This is a genomic window from Stenotrophomonas sp. 116085_Sma, from assembly GCF_056479585.1.
This window is the reverse complement of sequence record NZ_CM151057.1, coordinates 3,284,018-3,305,445: the sequence shown is the minus strand read 5'-3', so window position 1 is coordinate 3,305,445 and position 21,428 is coordinate 3,284,018. Positions and strand designations below refer to the sequence as shown.

Genomic DNA, 21,428 nt, shown 5'->3' with positions numbered 1-21,428 from the left:
CTCGGCTGCATTGCGCACAGCAGTCGAGCATGGCTCGACTCTAAAGAATGCGGGTCACAACCACTTCGCGCGCTTGAACAACCGGTACAGGCCCACGCACACACCGCCCACGCCAACGATCATCAACGGGTACGACCACGGCTCACTCAGCTCCGGCATGTGGCTGAAGTTCATGCCGTACCAGCTGGTGATCAGTGTCGGCGCGGCCAGCAGCGCGGCCCAGGCACCCAGCCGCTTCACCGTCTCGCCCTGTGCCAGTGTCACCAGCGACAGATTCACGCTCAGCGCAGTGCCCAGCATCTCGCGCAGGGTGTCGATCACGTCGCTGATGCGCACCGCATGGTCATGCACGTCGCGCACGTACAGCTTCACTTCGTCGGGAATCAGGTCACCCTGGTAGCGCCGGATCTGGGCCAGCACATCCTGCAGCGGTGCCACCGCCATGCGCATCTTGTTCAGTTCGCGCTTGAGCTCATACAGCCGCACCACGGTGCTGCGCTTGTAGGTGTCGGCGAAGATGTCCTTTTCCAGCAGGTCCAGAGTGTCGCGGAAGCGGTGCACGATGGGCAGGTAGTTGTCGACCACGAAGTCGGTCACCGCGTACAGGCAGTACGACGGGCCCATCTTCAGCAGCTGCGGCTCGCGTTCCACCCGCGCGCGTACCGGGGCGTAGGACAGCGAGGCACCGTGGCGCACCGTCACCAGGAAGCGCGGGCCGAGGAAGGCGTGGGTTTCGCCATACTGGATGCGCTCGTCGACCATCTGCGCGGTGGTCACCACCACGAACAGCGAATTGCCGTAGGTCTCGACCTTGGGCCGCTGGTGCGCATTGCGCGCATCCTCGATGGCCAGGTCGTGCAGGCAGAATTCTTCCTGCAGTTTCAGCAGCACGTCTTCGTTGGGGTCGTACAGGCCGACCCAGACGAAGCCGTTGCCGCTGGCAATGACATCGCTGATGGCGTCCAGGCTGATGTCGTGGCGCTTGCCCTCGTCATCGTAGTGGACGCAGTTGATGACGCAGGTAGGGTTGGCCGAAGCCGGGGCGGAAGCGGAGGCGGGCAATGACATGCCCGCCATCGTGCGTCAGGGCCGTGTTTCGGACAAGTGAGGACGACGCGCCAGCACCCACGCCAGGGCGACGTGCACCGGCAGCAGCAGCACGATCCACTGCACGTTGTACTGCGCCTGCAGGCTCAGCCAGTGCAGCACCAGAGCGGCCACGGCCTGCACTGCCAGCAGCCACAGCACCAGCCTGAACATGCGCCCCGGCACGCGCCGGCTCAGCAGGGCGATCGCACCCGGCAGCAGCAGCACGGCCAGCGGCGAAAGCAGCAGCAGGTTGCGGTTGGCCCACGCGGCGTAGTGGATGCTGAAGCCCCACAGGAACACCAGCACGCCACCGAACAGGGCACACAGCAGCCAGAACGGCAGCGCCAGTCCGGCCAGCAGGCGCGGACGGCGACGCAGCGCCAGCACGCCGGCGGCGATCACCAGGCCGCACAGGAGCCACGGCCACCAACGGCGCGCGAACTCCTTCGGCTCCGGGGCGATGCGGTGCGGCAGCAGTTCCTGTTCGGACTGCACCAGCGGCCGGCCATCGCTGTTGCGCGCCTGGCGCAGGGCATCGGCCAGGCGCATCGGCACGAATGCTTCCTGCCAGCGCGACAGTGGCTGGTCGGCGAACGGCCCCAGGCCGACGTCGAAGCCCAGCCACATCCACGGCGCCGGCGAGGCCAGGCGCACCGATTCGCTGCGGTAGGTGTTGCCGCGCGAGCGACCGGCCAGCTGTGACTGCAGGCCGCCACCCAGTGCCTTGTCCACGGTGTCGCGCACCATCGTGGCGCAGTTGGCGGTGTAGTAATCGTAGTGGTAACGCGCGTTTTCCGGCTTGGCCCGTTCGGCCAGGTCGGCGGCCAGTGCGCGCGCCTGGTCCGGGCGCAGGTCCAGCCACTGCACGCTGGCGCCACGGCCGGTCTCGTCGTAGTAGGACAGGTCCTGCTGCAGCGGCAGCGCCACCAGGTAATACATCATGTCGCCGCGCGCGAAGCGGCTGATGAAATCGTCCTCGGACGGATCGAAGTACCCGAAGTTGTACGAGGTCGCTTCGCCGCTGAGCGGATCGACCACGACGATGGCGTCGTGGCCGAATCGCTCGAAGAACACTGTGCCCGGTTGCATGGTGACCACGCCGATGCGAGGCGCAGGGGACTCGGCGCCGGTGCCGGGCGCAGCAGGCGTGGCCGCCGCCGGCTGCGCGAAGGCGGCCAGCGGCAGGGCCATGGCCAGCACGCACAGTGCCAGCCACAGCGTCAGGCGCAGTGCCAGGATGGGGCCGCGGCGCTTCAAGCGTCGTCCTGCGCGTCCGGCGGCAGCACGGTCACATGGAAGGCCTGCACCCGGCGCGCATCGGCGCGGGCTACGCGGAACATGAAGCGGTCCAGCGCCAGTTCGTCCCCGACTTCCGGCAGGTGGCCCACGGCCTCGGTGACCAGGCCACCGATGGTGTCGTAGTCCTCGTCGGAGAAGGTGGCACCGAAGCGTTCGTTGAAGTCGCCGATCGGGGTCAGCGCGTCGACCACGTACTGGCCGTCGGACTGGATCGCGATCTGCGCGGAAGGATCCTCGGCCTCGTCATGCTCGTCATCGATCTCGCCGACGATCTGTTCCAGCACGTCCTCGATGGTGACCAGGCCGGCGACACCGCCGTACTCGTCCACAACGATGGCCATGTGGTTGCGCGACAGGCGGAACTCCTTCAGCAGCACGTTGAGCTTCTTTGCCTCCGGGATCAGTACCGCCGGGCGCAGCAGCTCGCGCACGTTGGCCGGGCCGTTGTCGGCCACCACGCCGCGCAGCAGGTCCTTGGCCAGCAGGATGCCAAGGATGTCGTCCTTGTTCTCGCCGTGCACCGGGAAGCGCGAATGGCCGGATTCGACCACCTGCTTCATCAGCTCCAGGAAGGGCGCCTCGACCGGCAGCGAGACCATCTGCGAGCGCGAGATCATCACGTCGCCCACGGTCAGCTCGGCCACCGAAATGGCGCCTTCCATCATCTTCAGGGTATCGGCGGCGATCAGACCCTCTTCCTGCGCGGTGTGCAGGACAGCGACCAGCTCGTCGCGGGTATGGGGTTCGCCGGAGAAGGCGGAGGTCAGGCGTTCAAGCCAGCCGCGCTTCTTTTCACTGTGCTCCGCAGGGGAGCTACTACTGTCGTCTTCTGACATCTCTGGAAAAAAGGCACCCGGCAGGCCGGGCGTTGGCCCAAGTCTAGCAGGATGTGGCGGCCTGTCAGTGACTGCCGGTGGCCGGGGCAGGGGCGGCCGGGGCCGGCTCCTCCTCGGGCAGGTCCAGGCTGTAGGTGCAGCCGGCCAGGGTCTTGCCGGGGTGGGAGGCCACGGTGGAGACGCTGAGGATGATCGACTCGATCTGGGCCTCGCCGGTCTTCGGGTCGGTCACGTCGCGGCTGACCACCTCGCGGCCGGCCATGAACTTGCCGTCCTGGTCGTAGCCGGTTTCCAACGCCAGGCGCTTGGCCAGCGGGCGTGGGTCGGCCTGGTCGAGGACCGCCATGACGCTGGCCCCGGCCACCGCCACCCGCTCGGTGCTCACCCCGAACACGCTGATCGGCTGGGCCAGGCGGTACTCGCTCATGAACTGGTTGCCCTGCGGCAGCGGCTGCAGGCCCTGGGCCACGGCCTTCAGCGGGTCGGCCAGCAACGGCGCCAGCGCAGCCTGGTCGGCCACACCCTGGCGGCATTCGATCAGCGCCGGCAGGTCCAGGCTGGAAGCGAAGGCGGATGGGACCGCAAGGGCACACAGCAAAGGCAGGCAGCAGCGCAGTGACACGGGCGGTTTCCGCAGGCGAAGGGCCGCCATCATAGCTCCGGTGAGTGTCTGAACAGCCCGGTGAGAAGGCGCAGGAATCCGGTCATCGCCCGCCGCGCGACCATCAGTGAGAGGGTCAGCACGACCGCAAGCATGGCGATCTGCATCGATTGCCCCGCGATGCGCGCCACTGCCGGCCACAGGCCCGGGCTGGTCAGCCAGGGCATCAGTTCCGATGCGGCTGTCCTGGCCACTTTCATGTAGATCACGGCCAGCACGAACAGCACCAGCAACGAGGTGCGGCTGGCATGGAAGAACGGGAGTGCGTTGACCGGCCTGCCAAGCCGCTGCTGCAGCAGCGTTCGCCACAGCACCGGCAGGGTCAGGGCACCGACCAGTATCAGCACCATCGACGTTTCCCACAGCCCGGGCACGTGGGCGGGTTCCGCTCTACCCGTGAGGTGGGGGCCGATCATGCCGGTCGCCAGCCCAGCCAGCAGGCACAAAGGCGAGAGCAGGGCGAGGCTGCGCAGCAGCCAGTGCCTGCCGGCGGGTTCATGAGCGCTGAGGCGGCGCACGGTGTGCGCGCCCAGCATCAGCAGGCCGGCGAACAGGCCCGCGCTCATCGCAAACGTCGTGAAGCTGTTCCCTGGGTTCATCCTTTTTCCTTCCCCGTCCTGGCCGGTGTTGAACAGTAGCCCAGCGCATGGGCTGGCACTCCAGCCGTGGCACAGTCAGGGCGGATTCCAGCGCGTGGCCGCTGGGTACCAGCGCAGCCTGACCGGGTAGCCCAGTCGCGCCTGCAGGTGGTCACGTACGGCCGCCGCCGTCGCGCGGTTGGCTGGGGTATCCCGCAGCTCCACCTCCAGCTCCCCGGTCTTGACATCCAGGCCATAGCCGAACAGGTCAGGCAGCTGGGCCCGCAGCCAGTCCTGCTGTGCGTGCAGCCGGCGCGTCATCTCCGCTTCCGTCATCGCGGCGCCGGTGATGTAGCGCACACGTTGCGGGCCATCTGCCCCTGGATGTGTCTCATCGGCCTCGGGTGCGGCGCCTGTCAGTCGCACGACAACGTTCCAGCCCCTCGCATTGTCCACCCAGATGCCGGCCAGACGTGCCGCGTGCCGCGCTTCCAGGCGCTCGATCAGTGCCCGTTGCTGGGCAGTGGCGACGATGTTGCGGGTGTCGCGCTCGCTGCTGCCGAAGAACGCCCGTAGTTCGGCGATCTTTGCGGCGATGTCGGCCTCGCTGTCGCTGGTGGGGAACGGTGAGGGACGGTCAGGATCGCGCATCAGGCCTGCGCCGGACTGCAGTAGCGCGGCAAGCACAAGTGCGGGTAGGGTCATGCTGCGTTCCTCTTCCTTGAGTGCGTGGGCTCGGAACAGGGCCCGGTGTCAGCGCTCGCCCGCGTAGGGGTCGTCGATGCCCAGCTCGGCCAGGATCTCCCGTTCCAGCTGCTCCATCGCCTCGGCTTCCTTGTCGTCCTCGTGGTCCCAGCCAAGCAGGTGCAGCACGCCGTGCACGGTCAGGTGCGCGTAGTGGGCGTTGAGCGCCTTGCCCTGCTCGTCGGCCTCGCGTGCCACGACCGGTGCACAGATCACCAGGTCACCGAGCAGCGGGAACTTGACGCCCTTGGGCAGGCCTTCGGGTACTTCGGCCGGGAAGCTGAGCACGTTGGTGGCGTAGTCCTTGCCGCGGTAGTGGCGGTTCAATGACTGTCCTTCCTTGGCATCGACCACGCGGATGGCCAGATCGGCCTCGCGGATGCGGCCCTTCAACGCGGCGGCCACCCACTTGCGGAAGCTCACTGCCGCCGGCAGGCCGGCACGCGGCAGGGCATAACTGACGGCGACGTCCAGTCGCACGGGACCACGGGTCATGGAGTTGCTCCAGGTTGGATCTGATGCAGGTCGCGGCGGTCGTAGGCGCTGACGATGCGCGCCACCAGCGGGTGGCGGACCACGTCGCGGGATTCGAAGAAGGTGAAGCTGACACCCTCCACGTCGCGCAGCACATCGATGGCATCGCGCAGGCCCGACTTCACGTGCTTGGGCAGGTCGGTCTGGGTCAGGTCACCGGTGACCACCGCAGTGGAGCCGTAGCCCAGGCGGGTCAGGAACATCTTCATCTGCTCGATGGTGGTGTTCTGTGCTTCGTCCAGGATCACGAACGCATCGTTGAGCGTGCGGCCGCGCATATAGGCCAGCGGTGCGATCTCGATGACGTTCCTTTCCAGCAGCTTGACCACCTTCTCCACGCCCATCATCTCGTAAAGGGCGTCGTACAGCGGTCGCAGGTAGGGATCGACCTTCTGGCTCAGGTCGCCGGGCAGGAAGCCCAGCTTCTCGCCGGCTTCCACTGCGGGGCGGACCAGGATCAGCCGCTGCACCCGCGATTCGTTCAGTGCTTCGACCGCGCTGGCCACGGCCAGGAAGGTCTTGCCGGTACCGGCCGGCCCGATGCCGAAGTTGATGTCGTGGGTAGCGATCTGGTGCAGGTAGCGGGCCTGGTTGGCACCGCGACCGCGCACCGTACCACGCTTGACCTTGATCGCCACCTCCTGCGCTTCGTAGGAGCGTTCGGCGATCTGCTCGACGTTGGCCTGCGCCAGGCGCAGGTGGATGGCGTGGTTGTCGAAGGTGGTTTCGCCGGCTTCGGCGTACAGCGCTTCAACCAGCTTCTGTGCCTCGACGATGGCCTCGTTCGGTCCGCTGATGCGGAACACGAAGCCACGGTTGGCGATTTCCACGCCGAGTTTCAGTTCGATCTGCCGCAGATGACCGTCGAACGGGCCACACAGGTTGGCCAGCCGTTCGTTGTCTTCCGGCGACAGGGTGAAGTCTCGATGCTCGATGCTTTTCATTGCTTCCGGTGGGGCGGACGCCTTCCACCGCAGTGTATTCAGGGGGGACAAGGGTAGCGTGCGCACGGGGCGCGCGGCCAGCAGCGGGCCGATACGCGGTTTTCCACACCCGGTGTGGACGGGGTGCGCGAAAACCTGTGGATAGGCCTTCGCAGTGCTTGTGCCACAAGGTCCATGAGGTGGTGGTGAAAAAACCGTCACGGCCGCTCGGCCTGTGTGACGGCAGCGCATGTTCCGCTGCCAGGCACCCAACACGGCCACCTCCCGCCGGTTTTCCACACCGGCTGTGGAATGATGCTGAACCAAGTTGTGGATAGGTGGCGCGGAGCCTTGCGGTAAAAGGCTCGGCAGTCGGCGGTGAAAAAAACACCATGGCTGATTGCAATCATTGTGGGTGCACGGGGCGCGTGGCACCGTGGCGCCGTCGCAGGAGGGGGTGGCATGGATACCGGTAGCTGGACACGTGGGATCGGACTGGCAGGCCTCGCCCTGCTGGCAGGCTGTGGCCAGACGCCTCCGGTTGCATTGGGGACGCTGGAGTGGGACCGGATCACGGTGCCGGCACCGGCGGCCGAGGTGATTGCTACGGTGGATGTGCGCGAGGGACAGCAGGTCAAGGCCGGCACGCTGCTGATGCAGCTCGACCCAGCTCGTGGCGATGCGCAGTTTGCCGCAGCGCAGGCCGACACCGTGCGCGCGCAGGCACAGCTGGATGAATTGAAGATCGGCCCGAGGCAGGAGCAGATCGCCCAGGCCCAGGCGCAGCTGGCCGCCTTGCGTGCGCAGTCTGCCGAAGCCAGTGCGTACTACCGCCGGGTGCAACCGCTGGCACGCCAGAGCCTGATCGCCGCCGCCGAGCTGGACCGCGCACGCGCGGCCGCAGGCAATGCCGAGGCCAGCGTGCGTGCCGCCGAGCAGGCCTGGCTGGAGCTGGTGCATGGCAGCCGAGCGCAGGACATCGCGCAGGGACAGGCCGCAGCGGACGCTGCGCAGGCGCAGCAGGTGGTGCAGGGCGTCAACCTGCAGAAGCTGCAGCTGCGCGCACCGCGCGATGGCATGGTCGATGCCTTGCCCTACCGGCAGGGTGACCAGGCGCCGATCGGCGCACCGCTGGCGGTGATGCTGGTCGGCGAGCGTCCCTATGCGCGCGTCTATCTGCCGCAGCCCTTGCGCTTGCAGGTCAAGGTCGGGCAGGCCGCGCAGGTGCATCTGGAAGGGCAAGGCGCTGCGCTGAAGGGGCATGTGCGCTCGATCCGCAGCGAGCCGTCGTTCACCCCTTACTACGCATTGACCGGCGACGACGTTGCGCGGCTGAGCTATCTGGCCGAGATCGAAGTGGATACGACCGCCGACATGCAGAAACTCCCGGCGGGGATGCCGGTGCAGGTGAGCTTCTGAACACTGGCGACGACATTGCCGTGCATGCGCAGGGCCTGACTCGGCGCTTCGGCGATCTGCTGGCCGTGGACAATGTCGACCTGACCGTGCCTCGTGGCCAGGTCTACGGCTTCCTCGGCCCGAACGGCTCGGGCAAGTCGACCACCATCCGCATGCTGTGCGGCCTGCTGGAGCCGAGCGCGGGGCAGATCGAGGTGCTGGGCCTCGCTGTGCCAGAACAGGCTGAAGCGCTGCGCCGCCGCATCGGCTACATGACCCAGCGCTTTTCGCTGTACGAAGACCTGTCTGTGCGCGAGAACCTGGAGTTCCTCGCCGCCATCCAGGACCTGCCGCGCGGCCAGGCACGGCAGCGGGTCGATGAGCTGCTGCAGCAGTACCGGTTGCAGGACCGGCAGGCGCAGCTGGCCGGCACGCTCAGCGGTGGCCAGAAGCAACGCCTGGCGTTGGCCGGTGCCGTCGTGCACGCCCCGGAGCTGCTGTTCCTGGACGAACCGACCAGTGCGGTCGACCCGGAATCGCGCCGCGATTTCTGGGAGGCCCTGTTCGAACTGGCCGATGCGGGCACCACCGTGCTGGTCTCGACCCACTACATGGACGAGGCCGAGCGCTGCCACCGCCTGGCGATCCTTGATCGCGGCGCGCTGGTGGCCGACGGCACGCCGGCCGAACTGTGTGCACGGCTGCAAGGGCGCACGCTGCAGGTGACATCCTCGCAGCCGCGCCAGGCCAGCCGCGCGCTGGCCGAACTGCCTGGCGTGCTGAGCGTGGCGCAGATCGGCACGCAGCTGCGCGTACTGTGCAGTGAAGACGCGGCCGACATGGCGACGTTGCAGCGCGCCTTGGCCGGTGCCGATCCACAGGCGCATATCGAGGCGGTGGCGCCGAACCTGGAAGACGTGTTCGTCGCCGCCACCCGCGGCCGTGGCCGGGAGCCGGCGGCATGAACCTGCGCCGGCTGTGGGCGATCATGCTCAAGGAGCTGCGCCAGCTGCGCCGTGACCGCATCACGCTGGCGATGATCGTCGGCATTCCGGTGATGCAGCTGCTGCTGTTCGGCTATGCGATCAATCTCAACCTGCGCCACCTTGATGCGGGTGTGGCAGACCAGGCCAACAGCGCGGCCTCGCGCGCGCTGGTGCAGGACATGGTCGCCACCGGTGTGATCACCCCGCGCAGCGAGGCCTACACGCCGGACCAGCTGATGCAGGCGCTGCGCCGCGGCGAGATCAGTGTCGGCATCGTGGTGCCGGCAGATTTCGAGCGTCGCCGTTTCGACGGTCGCGAAGCGGTACAGGTGCTGGTCGATGGCAGCGACACCGTGGTGCAGAGTGCGGCGATCCAGCTGGCGCAGGTGCCGCTGGATACGCGCCCGACCAGCAACACGCGGCCGCTGCGCGAAGGCAGCATCGCCAGCGGCCAGGTCAGCGTGACCAGTTTCTACAACCCGCAGCGGCGCTCGGCGGTGAACATCGTGCCGGGGTTGATCGGGGTGATCCTGACCATGACCCTGGTGATGTTCACGGCGGTGGCGGTGGTGCGCGAACGCGAGCGCGGCAACATGGAGCTGCTGATCGCCACGCCGGTATCGCGCAGCGAACTGATGGTGGGCAAGGTGCTGCCCTATGCGGCCATTGGCCTGCTGCAGACCACGCTGGTGCTGGTGCTGGGCACCTGGCTGTTCCAGGTGCCGATCCGCGGCAGCCTGCTGGACATCTACCTGGCCGCGGTGCTGCTGGTGCTGGCCAACCTCGCGCTGGGCCTGCTGATCTCCACGCGCGCGCGCTCGCAGTTCCAGGCGATGCAGATGACGTTGTTCCTGTTCCTGCCGTCGATCCTGCTGTCCGGCTTCATGTTCCCGTTCGCCGGCATGCCACGGCCAGTCCAGTGGCTGGCCGAAGTGCTGCCGCTGACCCACTTCCTGCGCCTGGTGCGCGGCATCATGCTGCGCGGTGCTTCGCTGTGGGAGCTGTGGCACGACGCGCTGGCGCTGCTGGCCTTCATCGTGGTGATGATGACGCTGGCGATCCTGCGTTTCCGCAAGCGCCTGGATTGAAGGCAGGGGTCGGATCCCCGCGGAGGGGCTCCGTCCCCATGATCGGGCCTGCGGGTCGGAGCCCCTGCGGGGATCCGATCCGGAGATCTACTCCGCCACCACCCGCGCGCGCAGCGAATTGGTCAGCGCCTCGGTGATTACCACATCCACGAACTGGCCGATCAAGCGCGCCGGCGCCGGGAAGTTCACCGACCGCATGTTCTCGGTCTTACCGGTCAGTTCGTTCGGGTTCTTGCGCGAAGGGCCTTCCACCAGCACGGTCTGCACGGTGCCGACCATCTTCTCGGAGATGCTCGCGGCGTGTGCATTGATGCGCTCCTGCAGGCGCGACAGGCGCGCGTGCTTCTCGGCATCGCTGATCGTGTCTTCCAGATCCGCAGCAGGCGTGCCCGGGCGGCGCGAATAGATGAAGGAGAAGCTGTGATCGAAGCCGATGTCCTCGATCAGCTTCATGGTCTTCTCGAAGTCGGCGTCGGTCTCGCCGGGGAAGCCGACGATGAAGTCCGAGCTGATGGAGATGTCCGGGCGCACCGCGCGCAGCTTGCGGATCTTCGACTTGAATTCCAGCGCGGTGTAGCCGCGCTTCATCGCCGACAGCACGCGGTCGCTGCCGGCCTGCACCGGCAGGTGCAGGAAGTTGGCCAGCTGCGGCACGTCGCGGAACGCATCGATCAGCGAATCGCTGAACTCCAGCGGATGCGAGGTGGTGAAGCGGATGCGGCCGACGCCATCGATCTCGGCGATGGTGCGGATCAGCAGGCCCAGGTCGGCGAACTCGCCGTCGCCATACGGGCCGCGATAGGCATTGACATTCTGGCCGAGCAGGTTGATCTCGCGCACGCCCTGCGCGGCCAGCTGGGCCACTTCCACCACCACGTCCTCGAACGGGCGGCTGACTTCGGTGCCGCGGGTGTAGGGCACCACGCAGAACGAGCAGTACTTCGAGCAGCCTTCCATGATCGACACGAACGCCGAAGCACCTTCAGCGCGCGGCTCCGGCAGGCGGTCGAACTTCTCGATCTCGGGGAAGCTGATGTCCACCTGGGGGCGCTTCTGCTCGCGACGGGCGCGGATCAGTTCCGGCAGGCGATGCAGGGTCTGCGGGCCGAACACCAGGTCGACGAACGGCGCGCGCTTGATGATCGCTTCGCCTTCCTGCGAGGCGACGCAGCCGCCCACGCCGATGATGACCTCGCGGCCCTTGTTCTTCAGGCCCTTCCACACGCCCAGCTGGCTGAACACCTTCTCCTGCGCTTTTTCGCGGATGGAGCAGGTGTTGACCAGGATGACGTCGGCGTCGTCCGGGCTGTCGGTCAGTTCCAGGCCATCGCTGGCGGCAAGCACGTCGGCCATCTTGGCCGAGTCGTACTCGTTCATCTGGCAACCGTGGGTCTTGATGTACAGCTTGCCTTTCACCTGGTCGGGCTTGCGCGGACCAGTGGGCAGGGCAACGAGCGGGGTGCCGCCCGGCGTGGCGGGCGGAAAGACGTCTGGCGTCCCGGTCATGGCGCTTAATCCATTCGGGTGGCGGGAAAGCGGGCAATTCTACCCGCATCCCGGGGCGTGCGCCGCGTTCAAGCAGCCGAGCCCATGCCCGGCGTGGCCATCACTGTAGAGCCGAGCCCACGCTCGGCTGCCTTTGGCAAGGCGGAGGAGCAGCCGAGCGTGGGCTCGGCTCTACAAAGGGGGCGCTGCTTACGCCGCCGCCAGCTCCGCATCGATCTGCCGCGACCGGTCGAAGGCGGTCATCGCGCTCATCCGGGCGATGTAGTCGGCCGTTGCCGGCGCCGGCTGCACCAGGCCGAAGGCGGTGGTCCAGGCCAGCGCATTGCCCCACAGCACGTCGGCGGCGCTCATGGTCTCGCCGAGCAGGTACGGGCCCTGCGCCAGCTGGGCCTCGATCACCTGCAGCACCGTCTCGGCGTCGTTGTAGGGCGACATCAGGCGCGGAGGCGGCTCGCGATGCATCGCCTTGTCGATCATCGCCGGCTCGAAACAGGCGCCATAGAACGCCATCCAGCGCAGGTAGGGGCCGCGCAGGGCATCACCGATCGGCGGCGCCAGCCCCGCTTCCGGGTACAGGTCGGCCAGATACAGGTAGATCGCCACCTGTTCGGTCACCAGCGCACCGTTGTGGACGATGGCCGGCACCTTGCCCATCGGGTTGATCGCCAGGTAGGCCGGGGCCAGGTTGGCGCCGGCCTTCAGGTCCAGCACCTGCATGCGGTAGTCGGCACCGAGTGCTTCGAGCAGGGCCACCGCGCCGCTCGAGCGCGAACGGGCAGCGTGGTACAGGGTGATCTGGCGTGAGGTCATGGCAGTGCTCCTTGCGGTGGGTGGTGAACTGGCGCTCATCCTGGGGCACTATTGCGGACGACTTCTGTCCTCGATCCTTCATGCGCCATACCGCCCATCGACTGCTGCGCCTGATCGCCCTGCTGCAGGCCCGTCGCCAGTGGTCGGGGGCCGAACTGGCCGAACGCATGGGCGTGGACCGGCGCAGCATCCGCCGCGACATTGAGCGCCTGCGCGAACTCGGCTACCCGGTGCAGGCCTCGGCCGGGGTCGGCGGCGGCTATCAGCTCGGGGCCGGTGCGCCGGTGCTGCCGATGCTGCTGGACGAGGAGGAAGCCACCACGCTGGCCATTGCCCTGCGTGCGGCCTCGGCCACTGTCGCCGGCATCGATGACACCGCGCGCGGCCTGCTGTCCAAGCTCGACCCGCTGGTGCCGACCCGCCGTCGACAGCAGGCAGGCGAAGTGCATGCGGCCACCGCCACCCTGTCCGATCTGCCCGCCACAGATGCACGCCTGCTCGGCCGGCTGGCCCAGCACTGCCGGCAGGCCTCGCGGCTGGCCTTCGAGTACCGCAGCGCGCAGGACGCGGTTACCCAGCGCGAGGTCGAGGCGCAGCACCTGGTCAACTATGGACGGCGCTGGTACCTGCTGGCCTGGGACCTGGGGCGCCAGGACTGGCGCACCCTGCGCGTGGACCGGATGGGCGCGGTGCGCGAGTGCACCGAGCCAGGCCTGCATCGGCGCACGCCGGCGCCTCCAGACGTGATGGTGCGGCAGGCGGTCAGCCAGGCGCCGTTCGCGCTGCAGGCCATCCTCCGCCTGGCCGGCAGCCATTCCGAGCTGGAAGGCCGCATCCCGCCGTGGTGTGGCGTACTGGAAGCGGATGGCTCCGACCACTGCCTGCTGCGGATGGGGGCCGAGAGCCGCGGCATGATGCTGGCGCAGATCCTCAGCCTGGACCGCATACCGGTGGCGCTTTGGACCACCCCGCCAGGCCTGCGCGACGAACTGGCACAGCGCCTGGCGGGCCTCGGCCAGCTGCTGGCTGTGCCGCCGGTCACAGGCTGAGCCACATCGCTTGGCAAGCCCCGGCGAAGCTGGGACACTCGCCGCCATGAAGGGGATACTGGGGACAACGGCGATCATCATCGCTGCGCTGACCGCTGCGCCGGCCAGCGCTGGAACCCTGTACAAGTGCCAGGGCGCTGACGGCGTCACCAGTTATGTGAGCAAGCGGGTGGCCGGCGCGCGCTGCAGCACCATCAGCTATAGCCGCGATACCCGCCCGGCGCCGCGCGCGGTGGTGGCTGCACCGAAGCCTGCGCCGACCACCGTGGCCAGCATCGAACGCAATCCGGTCGCCGTGGCAGCGAGTACCGCGGCGCCTGCGGCAGTCGCACCTGCGTCCCTGCCTTCCGCTCCGTCGGCATCTCCGGCCGCCTCGCGTGCCGGGCGCATGGTCAGTGGCCAGGTCTATTCCTTCATGAAGGACGGCGTGCGGCACTACACCAGTGCGCGCCCGAGGCAAGTGGCCAATCTTGGCCCGGTGCGGACCATCCGCTACAGCTTCATCGAGCGCTGCTACGCCTGCGGGGTCAACCCGCGCGTGGACTTCGGCACGGTGCGGCTGAACACCTCGGCCTTCCAGGCCGAGATCACCTCGGCTGCGCGCGAGTTCGGCGTGGAAGAGGCGGTGGTGCGCGCCATCATCCATGCCGAGTCGGCCTACAATCCGACCGCGCTCAGCCGTGCCGGTGCACAGGGCCTGATGCAGCTGATGCCGCCGACCGCCGCGCGCTTCGGGGTCAGTGATTCCTACGACGCCGGGCAGAACATCCGCGGCGGCGTGCAGTATCTTGCGTGGTTGCTGAAGCGCTTCAATGGCGACCTGACCCTGGCCGCGGCCGGCTACAACGCAGGCGAGGGCGCGGTCGACCGCCACGGCGGCGTGCCGCCCTACAGCGAGACGCAGTACTACGTGCGCCGGGTCGGGCAGCTGGCCGAACGTTACCGCAGTGCCCTGAGTCACCAGTAGGTACCGCAGACTGGTGGGTGCCGACTGTTAGTCGGCACACCGTTGAACAGGTAGGTGCCGACTGTTAGTCGGCACTCCTTGCAAAGAGCGTTGTGTGGCGCGCGACGGTTCCGCTACACTCGCCCAAGATTCAATGCGGCTCTGGCCCCCACCGGATCCGCTGGCAGCCTTAAAGCTACCTAATCAATATCGGAGTGCCGGATGGCCAACGATGGGGTACACGATCCAGTCAACACCGGACGTCGGCGTTTTCTTTCTGCCACCACAGCCGTGGTGGGCGCCGTCGGCGTCGGATTCACCGCAGTTCCTTTCATAAAATCCTGGAACCCCAGTGCCCGCGCCAAGCTTGCCGGCGCACCGGTGGTGGCCGACATCAGCGCCCTGCAGGAAGGCCAACGCCTGATCGTGGAATGGCGTGGCCAGCCGATCTGGATCGTCAAACGGTCCAAGGCGATCCTCGAAGCGTTGCACGGGCTGGATGGCCGTCTCAAGGACCCCGAGTCCGGCGAGAAGGACCAGCAGCCGGACTACGTGCTCAAGCAGAATCCCGAGCTGCGCTCGATCAAGCCGGACATCTCCGTGCTGGTCGGCCTGTGCACGCACCTGGGCTGCTCGCCGGAAATGGTCGCCGAGATCCGGCCTGAACCCTACGACCCGCAGTGGAAGGGCGGCTACTTCTGCCCCTGCCACAAGTCGCGCTTCGACATGTCCGGCCGCGTCTTCAAGGACGTGCCGGCGCCGATCAACCTGAAGGTGCCCGCGCACCACTACCAGGACGACAACACCATCATCATCGGTGTCGATCCGCAGGGGGCAGCCTGATGGCCAATATCCTCAGCCGTACCGCCAGCGGCGTGGCCGACTGGGTCAACGCCCGCGCGCCGGGCCTGATGCCGGTCTACCGCAAGCACGTCAGCGAGTACTATGCGCCGAAGAACTTCAACATCTGGTACTACTTCGGTTCGCTGGCGCTGCTGGTGCTGGTCAACCAGATCGTCACCGGCATCTTCCTGACGATGCACTACAAGACCAACGCCGCCGAGGCGTTCGGTTCCATCGAATACATCATGCGGGACGTGGAGTGGGGCTGGCTGATCCGCTACATGCACTCCACCGGGGCCTCGCTGTTCTTCATCGTGGTCTACCTGCACATGTTCCGCGGCCTGCTGTACGGCAGTTACCAGAAGCCGCGCGAACTGGTGTGGATCCTGGGCATGCTGATCTACCTGGTGCTGATGGCCGAAGCCTTCATGGGCTACGTGCTGCCGTGGGGCCAGATGTCGTTCTGGGGCGCCAAGGTGATCATCTCGCTGTTCGGCGCGATACCGGTGATCGGCAACGGACTGACCGAATGGATCATGGGCGATTACCTGCCCAGTGACGCCACGCTCAACCGCTTCTTCGCGCTGCATGTCATCGCATTGCCGCTGGTGCTGTTGCTGCTGGTGGTACTGCACCTGGGCGCGCTGCACGAAGTGGGTTCGAACAATCCCGATGGCGTGGAGATCAAGAAGGGGCCGAAGGGCAACCGCTGGTCGCCGAACGCGCCGGCCGACGGCATTCCGTTCCACCCGTACTACACGCTCAAGGATGGCGTCGGCGCCGGCTTCCTGCTGATCATCGCCGCCTTCATCATATTCTTCGCGCCCGGTTTCGGTGGCCTGTTCCTGGAGCACGACAACTTCACCGAGGCCAACCGCTTGGTGACCCCGGAACACATCAAGCCAGTCTGGTACTACACGCCGTACTACGCGATGTTGCGGGTGGTGCCGAACAAGCTGGGCGGCGTGCTGGTGATGTTCTCGGCCATCGCGATCCTGTTCCTGGTGCCGTGGCTGGACAAGGCGCGGGTGAAGTCGGTGCGCTACCGCGGCTGGATCTCGAAGGTGATGCTGGGCGTGCTGGCGGTGTGCTTCGTGTGGCTGGGCGTGATCGGCTCCGGTCCGGGCACCGACGTGCACGAGACCTACATCGGGCGGGTGCTGACCTTCCTGTACTTCGCGTTCTTCATCACCATGCCGCTATGGACACGGTTGGACAAGACCAAGCCGGTACCGGAGAGGGTGACCACCCATGACTGATCGCTGGATGGTCCGGCTGGCCCTGATGGCCGCCCTGATGCTGGGCAGTTTCCTGGCCTCCGCCGCCGAAGGTGGCACCAAGCTGCTGCAGGCCGGCAACGACCTGGGTGACCGGGCCTCGCTGCAGCGCGGCGCGCAGCTCTACATGAACTATTGCTCCGGCTGCCACGCGCTGAAGTACCTGCGCTATTCGCGGATGGCGCAGGACCTGGGCCTGACCGAAGAGGAGGTGATGAACAACCTCAACTTCACCGGCTCGGCGATCGGTGACCCGATCCCGGTGGCGATGCCCAAGGAGAACGCCGAGAAGTGGTTCGGCAAGATGCCCCCGGACCTCAGCCTGATTTCGCGCGTACGCGGCAGCGACTGGGTCTACACCTACCTCAAGTCGTTCTACCTGGACAGCAGCCGGCCGCTGGGCTGGAACAACGCGCTGTTCGCCAACGCGTCCATGCCCAACCCGCTGTGGGAGATGCAGGGCCTGCAGCATGCGGTGCACGGCAAGGCGGAAGCGCCCGGCATGGACCCGCCGGTGACCGGCCTGAAAATCGAAACGCCCGGGTCGGTCGATGCCGGCCAGTACGATCAGGCCGTGCGGGACATCACCAACTTCCTCGAATACGCCGGTGAACCGGCCGCGCTCAAGCGCCAGCAGCTGGGCGTGTGGGTGATCCTGTTCCTGGCCCTGCTGACCTTCCTGCTGTACCTGCTGAAGAAGGAATACTGGAAGGACGTTCACTGATTCTGCCGCCGGCCATCGCACGGGCCTATTGGCTTTTGTGATGGTCGGTTGCACACTCGGGGAGGAGTCGATCGCTGGCACGGTGCCGGCGGCGCCGATGCGGCAGGCGGTCTCCTGTCGTGGGAGAGCCTTTGATGGCGGCGAGCGTACGCATGCGCAATACACTGACGCTGTTTTCCTCGAACGACGATGTACTGTGCCACCGTGTACGCCTGGTGCTGGCGGCCAAGGGGGTCACGTTCGACTTCGTTCCGGTCGATCCGCAGAACCCGCCTGAAGACCTGATCGACCTCAATCCGTACCATTCGGTGCCGACCCTGGTCGAGCGCGAGCTGGTGCTGTACGCCGCATCGGTGGTCAGCGAGTACCTGGATGAGCGTTATCCGCATCCGCCACTGATGCCGGTCGATCCGCTCTCGCGCGCGCGCATCCGCCTGGCGATGCTGCGCATCGAGCACGACTGGGTGCCGCAGGTGCAGGCCATCCAGCTGGGCAACAAGACCCAGGCCGAGGCCGGGCGCAAGCGCCTGAAGGAACTGCTGACCGCCTCGCTGCCGCTGTTCAAGGCCAGCAAATTCTTCCTCAACCCGGAAATGAGCCTGGCCGACTGCGCGATGGCGCCGATCATCTGGCGCCTGCAGTCGCTGGATGTACCGCTGCCGAAGGACGGCAAGGCGATCGAGGATTATGGCAACCGCATCTTCCGCCACCCCGGCTTCGTCCGCAGCCTGACCGAGCAGGAAAAGAAACTGCGCGATCTGCCGGTCTGATCCTGGCATGCGTTACCCGTCTGCACGCCGACCGGCGTGCAGGCGATCCGCCCCGGCGGGGCGCCGGGCGCGTACACTTCACGCATGACCGAAGACTTCTTCCACATGACCAGCCACCGCCCGTACCTGCTGCGGGCGCTGGTGGAATGGATCAACGACAACCAGCTGACCCCGCACATCCTGGTCGACGCCGGCGTTCCCGGCGTGCAGGTCCCGCCTTCGGCGGTCAAGGATGGCCGGGTCGTGCTCAACATCGCCGAACGTGCCGTCGTACGGCTGATGATCGACAACGAGATGGTGAGCTTCTCGGCGCGCTTCTCCGGCACCAGCTATCCGGTGCAGGTACCGATCAGCGCCGTGCTGGCCGTCTACGCGCGCGAGACCGGGCAGGGAATGGCGCTGCCGGACGATATTCCGGGCAACGATACCGCTCCGACCAGCGATGAACTGCTGCACGATGAAGGTACGCCGCCGGACGATACGCCGCCGGCCAGTCCGCCGCCCAAGGGACGCCCGAACCTGCGCGTCGTCAAATGATGTTTCCGACGCCGCCCCGATGGGCGGCGTTTTTCTTTGCAGGATTCACCGGTGCGTGCCGACCGTTGGTCGGCACCCCAAGCCCCTACACATCCTCGGCATCCTCCACATCCGGCCGGATCTGGCTGATCCGCGCCGCCCCCGGGCCGGTGAACGAGATCAGCTGGTCGCCACGCAGCACCATGCGACCGACATGGCGGTCGATGCCATCGTAGGAATACTCGAACTTGAAGGTGCGCTCGAAGCCGAGCCGGCCATCTTCGCCGCGCGACAGGCGCAGGCCGGTGGCGTGCACCGCCTGGTCCAGCCATTGCACATCGGCGGCGCGGCAGGCGTTGCGACCCAGCTCGACGGCGCGCTCGGCGGCCGAACGCGCAGCGTTCCAGAAGAAGTAGATGATTCCGCCGGCAATCAGCAACAGCAGCAGGGTGGGCATGGCGTCAGCCGTCAGAGGTCGATCCCGCAAAGATGGCGGCGAACGCGCGCTGGATCAAGCGCCGGCATCAGCGTGTCGGTCGGGGTTCGTCCGTCACCGGCTGTGCGGGCGCGCTGGTCGGTTGCGACACCGGCGTGGGTTGTATCGGCGCGGCAGTGGGCGAGGGCATCACCAGCGGTGAGGTTGCAGTCAGCTGCAGCAGGGCGGCCCAGTCCTGGCGGTTGAAACTGCATTCTTCCTCACGCCCCGGGGTGCAGCTGGGGTCAATGCCCGTGCTGTTGCGTTCGCGCGCCGGTGGCAGTTTGATCAACCCGGTACGATCAAGCTGCAGCAACCGCATCGCCACCGTGTTCATCACGTTGCCACCCACCAGGTACAGCGTCTGGTCGCCGCCGAGGTTGGCCGCCACCACCACTTCGCAATGCGATTTCCAGTGGCCCACCGAGCCATTGCCCAGCGCCTGTACCAGCCCGCTGTAGCTGAGCGTGGTACTGCGGTCACGCAGGAAGCACAGCAGGTCGCCGGGCGCGGGCTTGGCGGTGGCGGGGTCGACCAGCCGGTAAGGTACGCCCGATGGGCCGCCCTGGTAGGCCGCGCGGATGTAGTCGATATGGCGTGGCGAGGTGTTGAAGCCCGGAACACCGGCGCGCACCATCACCCAGGAAATGAAGGCAGCCGACCAAGGGTTGTCGATCAGGAACGCCCGGCAGTCACTGTCGGTGTAGCGCGTGCCCAACGGGGCCAGGCAGCTGCTGGCCCCCGCGATGCTGCCCATCGCATTGAGCGTGCCGCTGTTGCGCCAGTAGCCGGCCACGCGCTGCCAGGCGATCAGTCCATTGTCGGCCAGGTGATCGCTTTCGGCCTCGGTGACGCTGAGGCTGGCGGCGCGGCCATCACGATCGATGAAGGGCCGGAACCACAACCGGTGCTCGTTGCAGGCGGTGTTGCGGATGGCCACGGCCAAGGGGCTGAGGCCGAAGCGCGGTGGCACATCGCAGGCTTCGGCGGCCGCCGCGGACAGCGGCGCCGCGGCCAGCAGCAGGCAGGCAGGCAAGAGCATCCGGCGCATGCGCGGCTCCTGTGGGGGATGGCCGCAGCGTCGCAGAGGCTGGCGTAGCCGAGCCGTGAAGGTGCCCCGGATCCTGTAGAGCCGAGCCTGTGCTCGGCTCATCGCGTGCGGGGCTCGCTGCAGATCGAGAGGCAGCCGAGCGTGGGATCGGCTCTACAAGGTCACGTAGGCCTCAACCCGGCGGCGGGCCCAGCTTCAGCGACAGATCGATGGCCTGCACGTGCTTGGTCAGGCCACCGATGGAGATGCAGTCCACGCCGTCTTCGGCGATCGAGCGCAGGCCCCCCAGTCCCACGCTGCCGGAGACCTCCAGCGGGATGCGGCCCGCCGTGATGCGCACCGCCTCGCGGCGCAGGTCGGGGCTGAAGTCATCCAGCAGGATGCGTTCGCAACCGGTTTCCAGTGCCTGGCGCAGCTGCGCCAGATCCTCGACCTCGACCACCAGCGGCAGCCCAGGCCATTGCCGGCGTGCGGCGGCCACGGCCGCGGCCAGCGAACCGGCGGCACGGATGTGGTTTTCCTTCAGCATCACCGTGTCGTACAGACCGAAGCGGTGGTTCTCGCCGCCGCCACAGCGCACGGCGTACTTCTGTGCCAGGCGCAGGCCGGGCAGGGTCTTGCGGGTGTCGAGGATGCGCGTACCGGTACCGGCCACGGCGGCCACGTAGCGGGCCGTGGTGGTGGCGGTGCCAGACAGCGTCTGCAGGAAGTTCAGCGAGGTGCGCTCGGCACTGACCAGGCTGCGGCTGCGGCCGTGCAGCAGGGCCAGCACGGTGCCGGCGGTGACCGCGTCACCTTCGGAGACGCGCCATTCGATGCGCACGTCCGGGTCGAGCGCGCGGTGAGTGGCGTCGAACCAGGGGCGGCCGGCGATCACTCCGTCCTGCTTGCACAGCAGGTAAGCGCTGTCGGCCTGGTCGGGCAGCAGCGCAGCGGTGACGTCGCCGCTGCCCAGGTCCTCGGCCAGCGCACGCGCGACATCGGCGGCGACAACGGCCGCATCCGGCGTCGGCAGCGCGCTCATGCGGCCGGGAAGTCGGTGATCTGGGCGGTGGGAATGGCTTCCTCGGCCAGCAGCACCGGAATGCCGTCGTCGACGCGGAACACCTGCTTGCGGTCACGGGTGACCAGCGCTTCGCGCAGCGGCTGCGCCAGCGGGTTGCCATCGGCCTTGTTCACCGCACCGGCGGAAATGGCCTTGTTGAGGGCTTCCAGGCCCTTGCCATCCAGCAGGGACAGGGGCTGGCGGGTGTCCGGCGACACCAGCAGGTCGAGCAGCTTGCGATCCATGGTTCTTCGTCTTGCGTGGAAGATGGCTAGAATAC

The 21,428-nt window shown here is 67.2% G+C and carries 24 protein-coding genes; 10 read left to right on the top strand and 14 right to left on the bottom strand.

All coding sequences use genetic code 11. The features are described 5' to 3' along the window. Nucleotides 1–54 precede the first annotated feature (54 nt). From ACZK0Z_RS15580 to ACZK0Z_RS15545, 8 genes are all read right to left on the bottom strand, one after another. Nucleotides 55–1,077 carry a magnesium and cobalt transport protein CorA gene (locus tag ACZK0Z_RS15580; protein ID WP_049431296.1) on the bottom strand — a complete coding sequence of 341 codons (1,023 nt, stop codon included), beginning with the start codon at nucleotides 1,075–1,077 and terminating at the stop codon, nucleotides 55–57. Nucleotides 1,078–1,083: 6 nt separating this feature from the next. Next, nucleotides 1,084–2,346, bottom strand: a complete 1,263-nt coding sequence (locus tag ACZK0Z_RS15575; protein WP_049431299.1) for a lipoprotein N-acyltransferase Lnb domain-containing protein — start codon at nucleotides 2,344–2,346, stop codon at nucleotides 1,084–1,086. Continuing rightward, entirely contained in the window at nucleotides 2,343–3,224 is an 882-nt protein-coding gene (locus tag ACZK0Z_RS15570; protein ID WP_005408827.1) for an HlyC/CorC family transporter, read from the bottom strand. The genes ACZK0Z_RS15575 and ACZK0Z_RS15570 overlap by 4 nt, the downstream gene beginning before the upstream one ends. A gap of 64 nt (nucleotides 3,225–3,288) precedes the next feature. Next, nucleotides 3,289–3,876, bottom strand: coding sequence for a hypothetical protein (locus ACZK0Z_RS15565; RefSeq protein ID WP_049431302.1), 588 nt, complete (start codon nucleotides 3,874–3,876; stop codon nucleotides 3,289–3,291). Then, nucleotides 3,876–4,484, bottom strand: coding sequence for a hypothetical protein (locus ACZK0Z_RS15560; RefSeq protein ID WP_100443628.1), 609 nt, complete (start codon nucleotides 4,482–4,484; stop codon nucleotides 3,876–3,878). Before ACZK0Z_RS15560 ends, ACZK0Z_RS15565 begins: the two co-directional genes overlap by 1 nt. A gap of 75 nt (nucleotides 4,485–4,559) precedes the next feature. After that, complete coding sequence (locus ACZK0Z_RS15555) at nucleotides 4,560–5,168, bottom strand: hypothetical protein (RefSeq protein ID WP_197633509.1); 609 nt, start codon at nucleotides 5,166–5,168, stop codon at nucleotides 4,560–4,562. A 48-nt stretch (nucleotides 5,169–5,216) separates the two neighbouring features. Beyond that, the gene (gene ybeY, locus ACZK0Z_RS15550) at nucleotides 5,217–5,702 is read right to left on the bottom strand and encodes an rRNA maturation RNase YbeY (RefSeq protein WP_005408831.1); all 486 of its coding nucleotides are present in this window, start codon (nucleotides 5,700–5,702) and stop codon (nucleotides 5,217–5,219) included. After that, on the bottom strand, nucleotides 5,699–6,685 hold the full coding sequence (locus tag ACZK0Z_RS15545; RefSeq protein ID WP_033834734.1) for a PhoH family protein: 987 nt from the start codon (nucleotides 6,683–6,685) through the stop codon (nucleotides 5,699–5,701). The genes ybeY and ACZK0Z_RS15545 overlap by 4 nt, the downstream gene beginning before the upstream one ends. Nucleotides 6,686–7,126: 441 nt before the next feature. Between ACZK0Z_RS15545 and ACZK0Z_RS15540 the strand changes: the two genes are divergently transcribed. The 3 genes from ACZK0Z_RS15540 to ACZK0Z_RS15530 are packed head-to-tail and all read left to right on the top strand — an operon-like array spanning nucleotide 7,127 to nucleotide 10,136. Beyond that, nucleotides 7,127–8,083, top strand: coding sequence for an HlyD family secretion protein (locus tag ACZK0Z_RS15540; protein ID WP_049431315.1), 957 nt, complete (start codon nucleotides 7,127–7,129; stop codon nucleotides 8,081–8,083). A 20-nt stretch (nucleotides 8,084–8,103) separates the two neighbouring features. After that, nucleotides 8,104–9,027: an ABC transporter ATP-binding protein gene (locus ACZK0Z_RS15535; protein ID WP_049431317.1), complete on the top strand. Its 924-nt coding sequence runs from the start codon at nucleotides 8,104–8,106 to the stop codon at nucleotides 9,025–9,027. Next, complete coding sequence (locus ACZK0Z_RS15530) at nucleotides 9,024–10,136, top strand: ABC transporter permease (protein WP_049431320.1); 1,113 nt, start codon at nucleotides 9,024–9,026, stop codon at nucleotides 10,134–10,136. The genes ACZK0Z_RS15535 and ACZK0Z_RS15530 overlap by 4 nt, the downstream gene beginning before the upstream one ends. Nucleotides 10,137–10,223: 87 nt before the next feature. Here ACZK0Z_RS15530 and miaB read toward each other — a convergent pair whose 3' ends face one another. Both miaB and ACZK0Z_RS15520 read right to left on the bottom strand, forming a co-directional pair. Further along, the gene (gene miaB / locus ACZK0Z_RS15525) at nucleotides 10,224–11,642 is read right to left on the bottom strand and encodes a tRNA (N6-isopentenyl adenosine(37)-C2)-methylthiotransferase MiaB (protein ID WP_197620286.1); all 1,419 of its coding nucleotides are present in this window, start codon (nucleotides 11,640–11,642) and stop codon (nucleotides 10,224–10,226) included. 189 nt (nucleotides 11,643–11,831) lie between these two features. Next, a complete protein-coding gene (locus tag ACZK0Z_RS15520) occupies nucleotides 11,832–12,452 on the bottom strand; it encodes a glutathione S-transferase family protein (RefSeq protein ID WP_012510589.1) in 621 nt (206 codons plus the stop codon). A gap of 80 nt (nucleotides 12,453–12,532) precedes the next feature. Between ACZK0Z_RS15520 and ACZK0Z_RS15515 the strand changes: the two genes are divergently transcribed. The 7 genes from ACZK0Z_RS15515 to ACZK0Z_RS15485 all read left to right on the top strand — a co-directional run bounded on the left by ACZK0Z_RS15515 (nucleotide 12,533) and on the right by ACZK0Z_RS15485 (nucleotide 18,598). Continuing rightward, nucleotides 12,533–13,501, top strand: coding sequence for a helix-turn-helix transcriptional regulator (locus ACZK0Z_RS15515; protein ID WP_100443627.1), 969 nt, complete (start codon nucleotides 12,533–12,535; stop codon nucleotides 13,499–13,501). 46 nt (nucleotides 13,502–13,547) lie between these two features. Further along, entirely contained in the window at nucleotides 13,548–14,468 is a 921-nt protein-coding gene (locus ACZK0Z_RS15510; RefSeq protein WP_197633731.1) for a transglycosylase SLT domain-containing protein, read from the top strand. Nucleotides 14,469–14,669: 201 nt separating this feature from the next. Next, complete coding sequence (gene petA, locus ACZK0Z_RS15505; RefSeq protein ID WP_049432544.1) at nucleotides 14,670–15,290, top strand: ubiquinol-cytochrome c reductase iron-sulfur subunit; 621 nt, start codon at nucleotides 14,670–14,672, stop codon at nucleotides 15,288–15,290. Then, on the top strand, nucleotides 15,290–16,549 hold the full coding sequence (locus tag ACZK0Z_RS15500) for a cytochrome b (protein ID WP_006429450.1): 1,260 nt from the start codon (nucleotides 15,290–15,292) through the stop codon (nucleotides 16,547–16,549). The genes petA and ACZK0Z_RS15500 overlap by 1 nt, the downstream gene beginning before the upstream one ends. Then, nucleotides 16,542–17,291: a cytochrome c1 gene (locus ACZK0Z_RS15495; RefSeq protein ID WP_049432549.1), complete on the top strand. Its 750-nt coding sequence runs from the start codon at nucleotides 16,542–16,544 to the stop codon at nucleotides 17,289–17,291. The genes ACZK0Z_RS15500 and ACZK0Z_RS15495 overlap by 8 nt, the downstream gene beginning before the upstream one ends. Before the next feature lie 134 nt (nucleotides 17,292–17,425). Beyond that, nucleotides 17,426–18,061: a glutathione S-transferase N-terminal domain-containing protein gene (locus tag ACZK0Z_RS15490; RefSeq protein ID WP_005415948.1), complete on the top strand. Its 636-nt coding sequence runs from the start codon at nucleotides 17,426–17,428 to the stop codon at nucleotides 18,059–18,061. An 84-nt stretch (nucleotides 18,062–18,145) separates the two neighbouring features. Further along, a complete protein-coding gene (locus ACZK0Z_RS15485) occupies nucleotides 18,146–18,598 on the top strand; it encodes a ClpXP protease specificity-enhancing factor (RefSeq protein WP_049432553.1) in 453 nt (150 codons plus the stop codon). Nucleotides 18,599–18,683: 85 nt separating this feature from the next. Here the strand turns inward: ACZK0Z_RS15485 and ACZK0Z_RS15480 are convergent, their stop codons facing one another. The 4 genes from ACZK0Z_RS15480 to ACZK0Z_RS15465 all read right to left on the bottom strand — a co-directional run bounded on the left by ACZK0Z_RS15480 (nucleotide 18,684) and on the right by ACZK0Z_RS15465 (nucleotide 21,393). Beyond that, nucleotides 18,684–19,034: a DUF3301 domain-containing protein gene (locus ACZK0Z_RS15480; protein WP_005415950.1), complete on the bottom strand. Its 351-nt coding sequence runs from the start codon at nucleotides 19,032–19,034 to the stop codon at nucleotides 18,684–18,686. Nucleotides 19,035–19,101: 67 nt separating this feature from the next. Beyond that, on the bottom strand, nucleotides 19,102–20,103 hold the full coding sequence (locus tag ACZK0Z_RS15475) for a DUF2272 domain-containing protein (protein ID WP_049432554.1): 1,002 nt from the start codon (nucleotides 20,101–20,103) through the stop codon (nucleotides 19,102–19,104). 172 nt (nucleotides 20,104–20,275) lie between these two features. Then, the gene (gene nadC, locus ACZK0Z_RS15470; protein ID WP_049432557.1) at nucleotides 20,276–21,127 is read right to left on the bottom strand and encodes a carboxylating nicotinate-nucleotide diphosphorylase; all 852 of its coding nucleotides are present in this window, start codon (nucleotides 21,125–21,127) and stop codon (nucleotides 20,276–20,278) included. Beyond that, the gene (locus tag ACZK0Z_RS15465) at nucleotides 21,124–21,393 is read right to left on the bottom strand and encodes a Trm112 family protein (RefSeq protein WP_049432560.1); all 270 of its coding nucleotides are present in this window, start codon (nucleotides 21,391–21,393) and stop codon (nucleotides 21,124–21,126) included. Before ACZK0Z_RS15465 ends, nadC begins: the two co-directional genes overlap by 4 nt. Nucleotides 21,394–21,428: the final 35 nt, after the last annotated feature.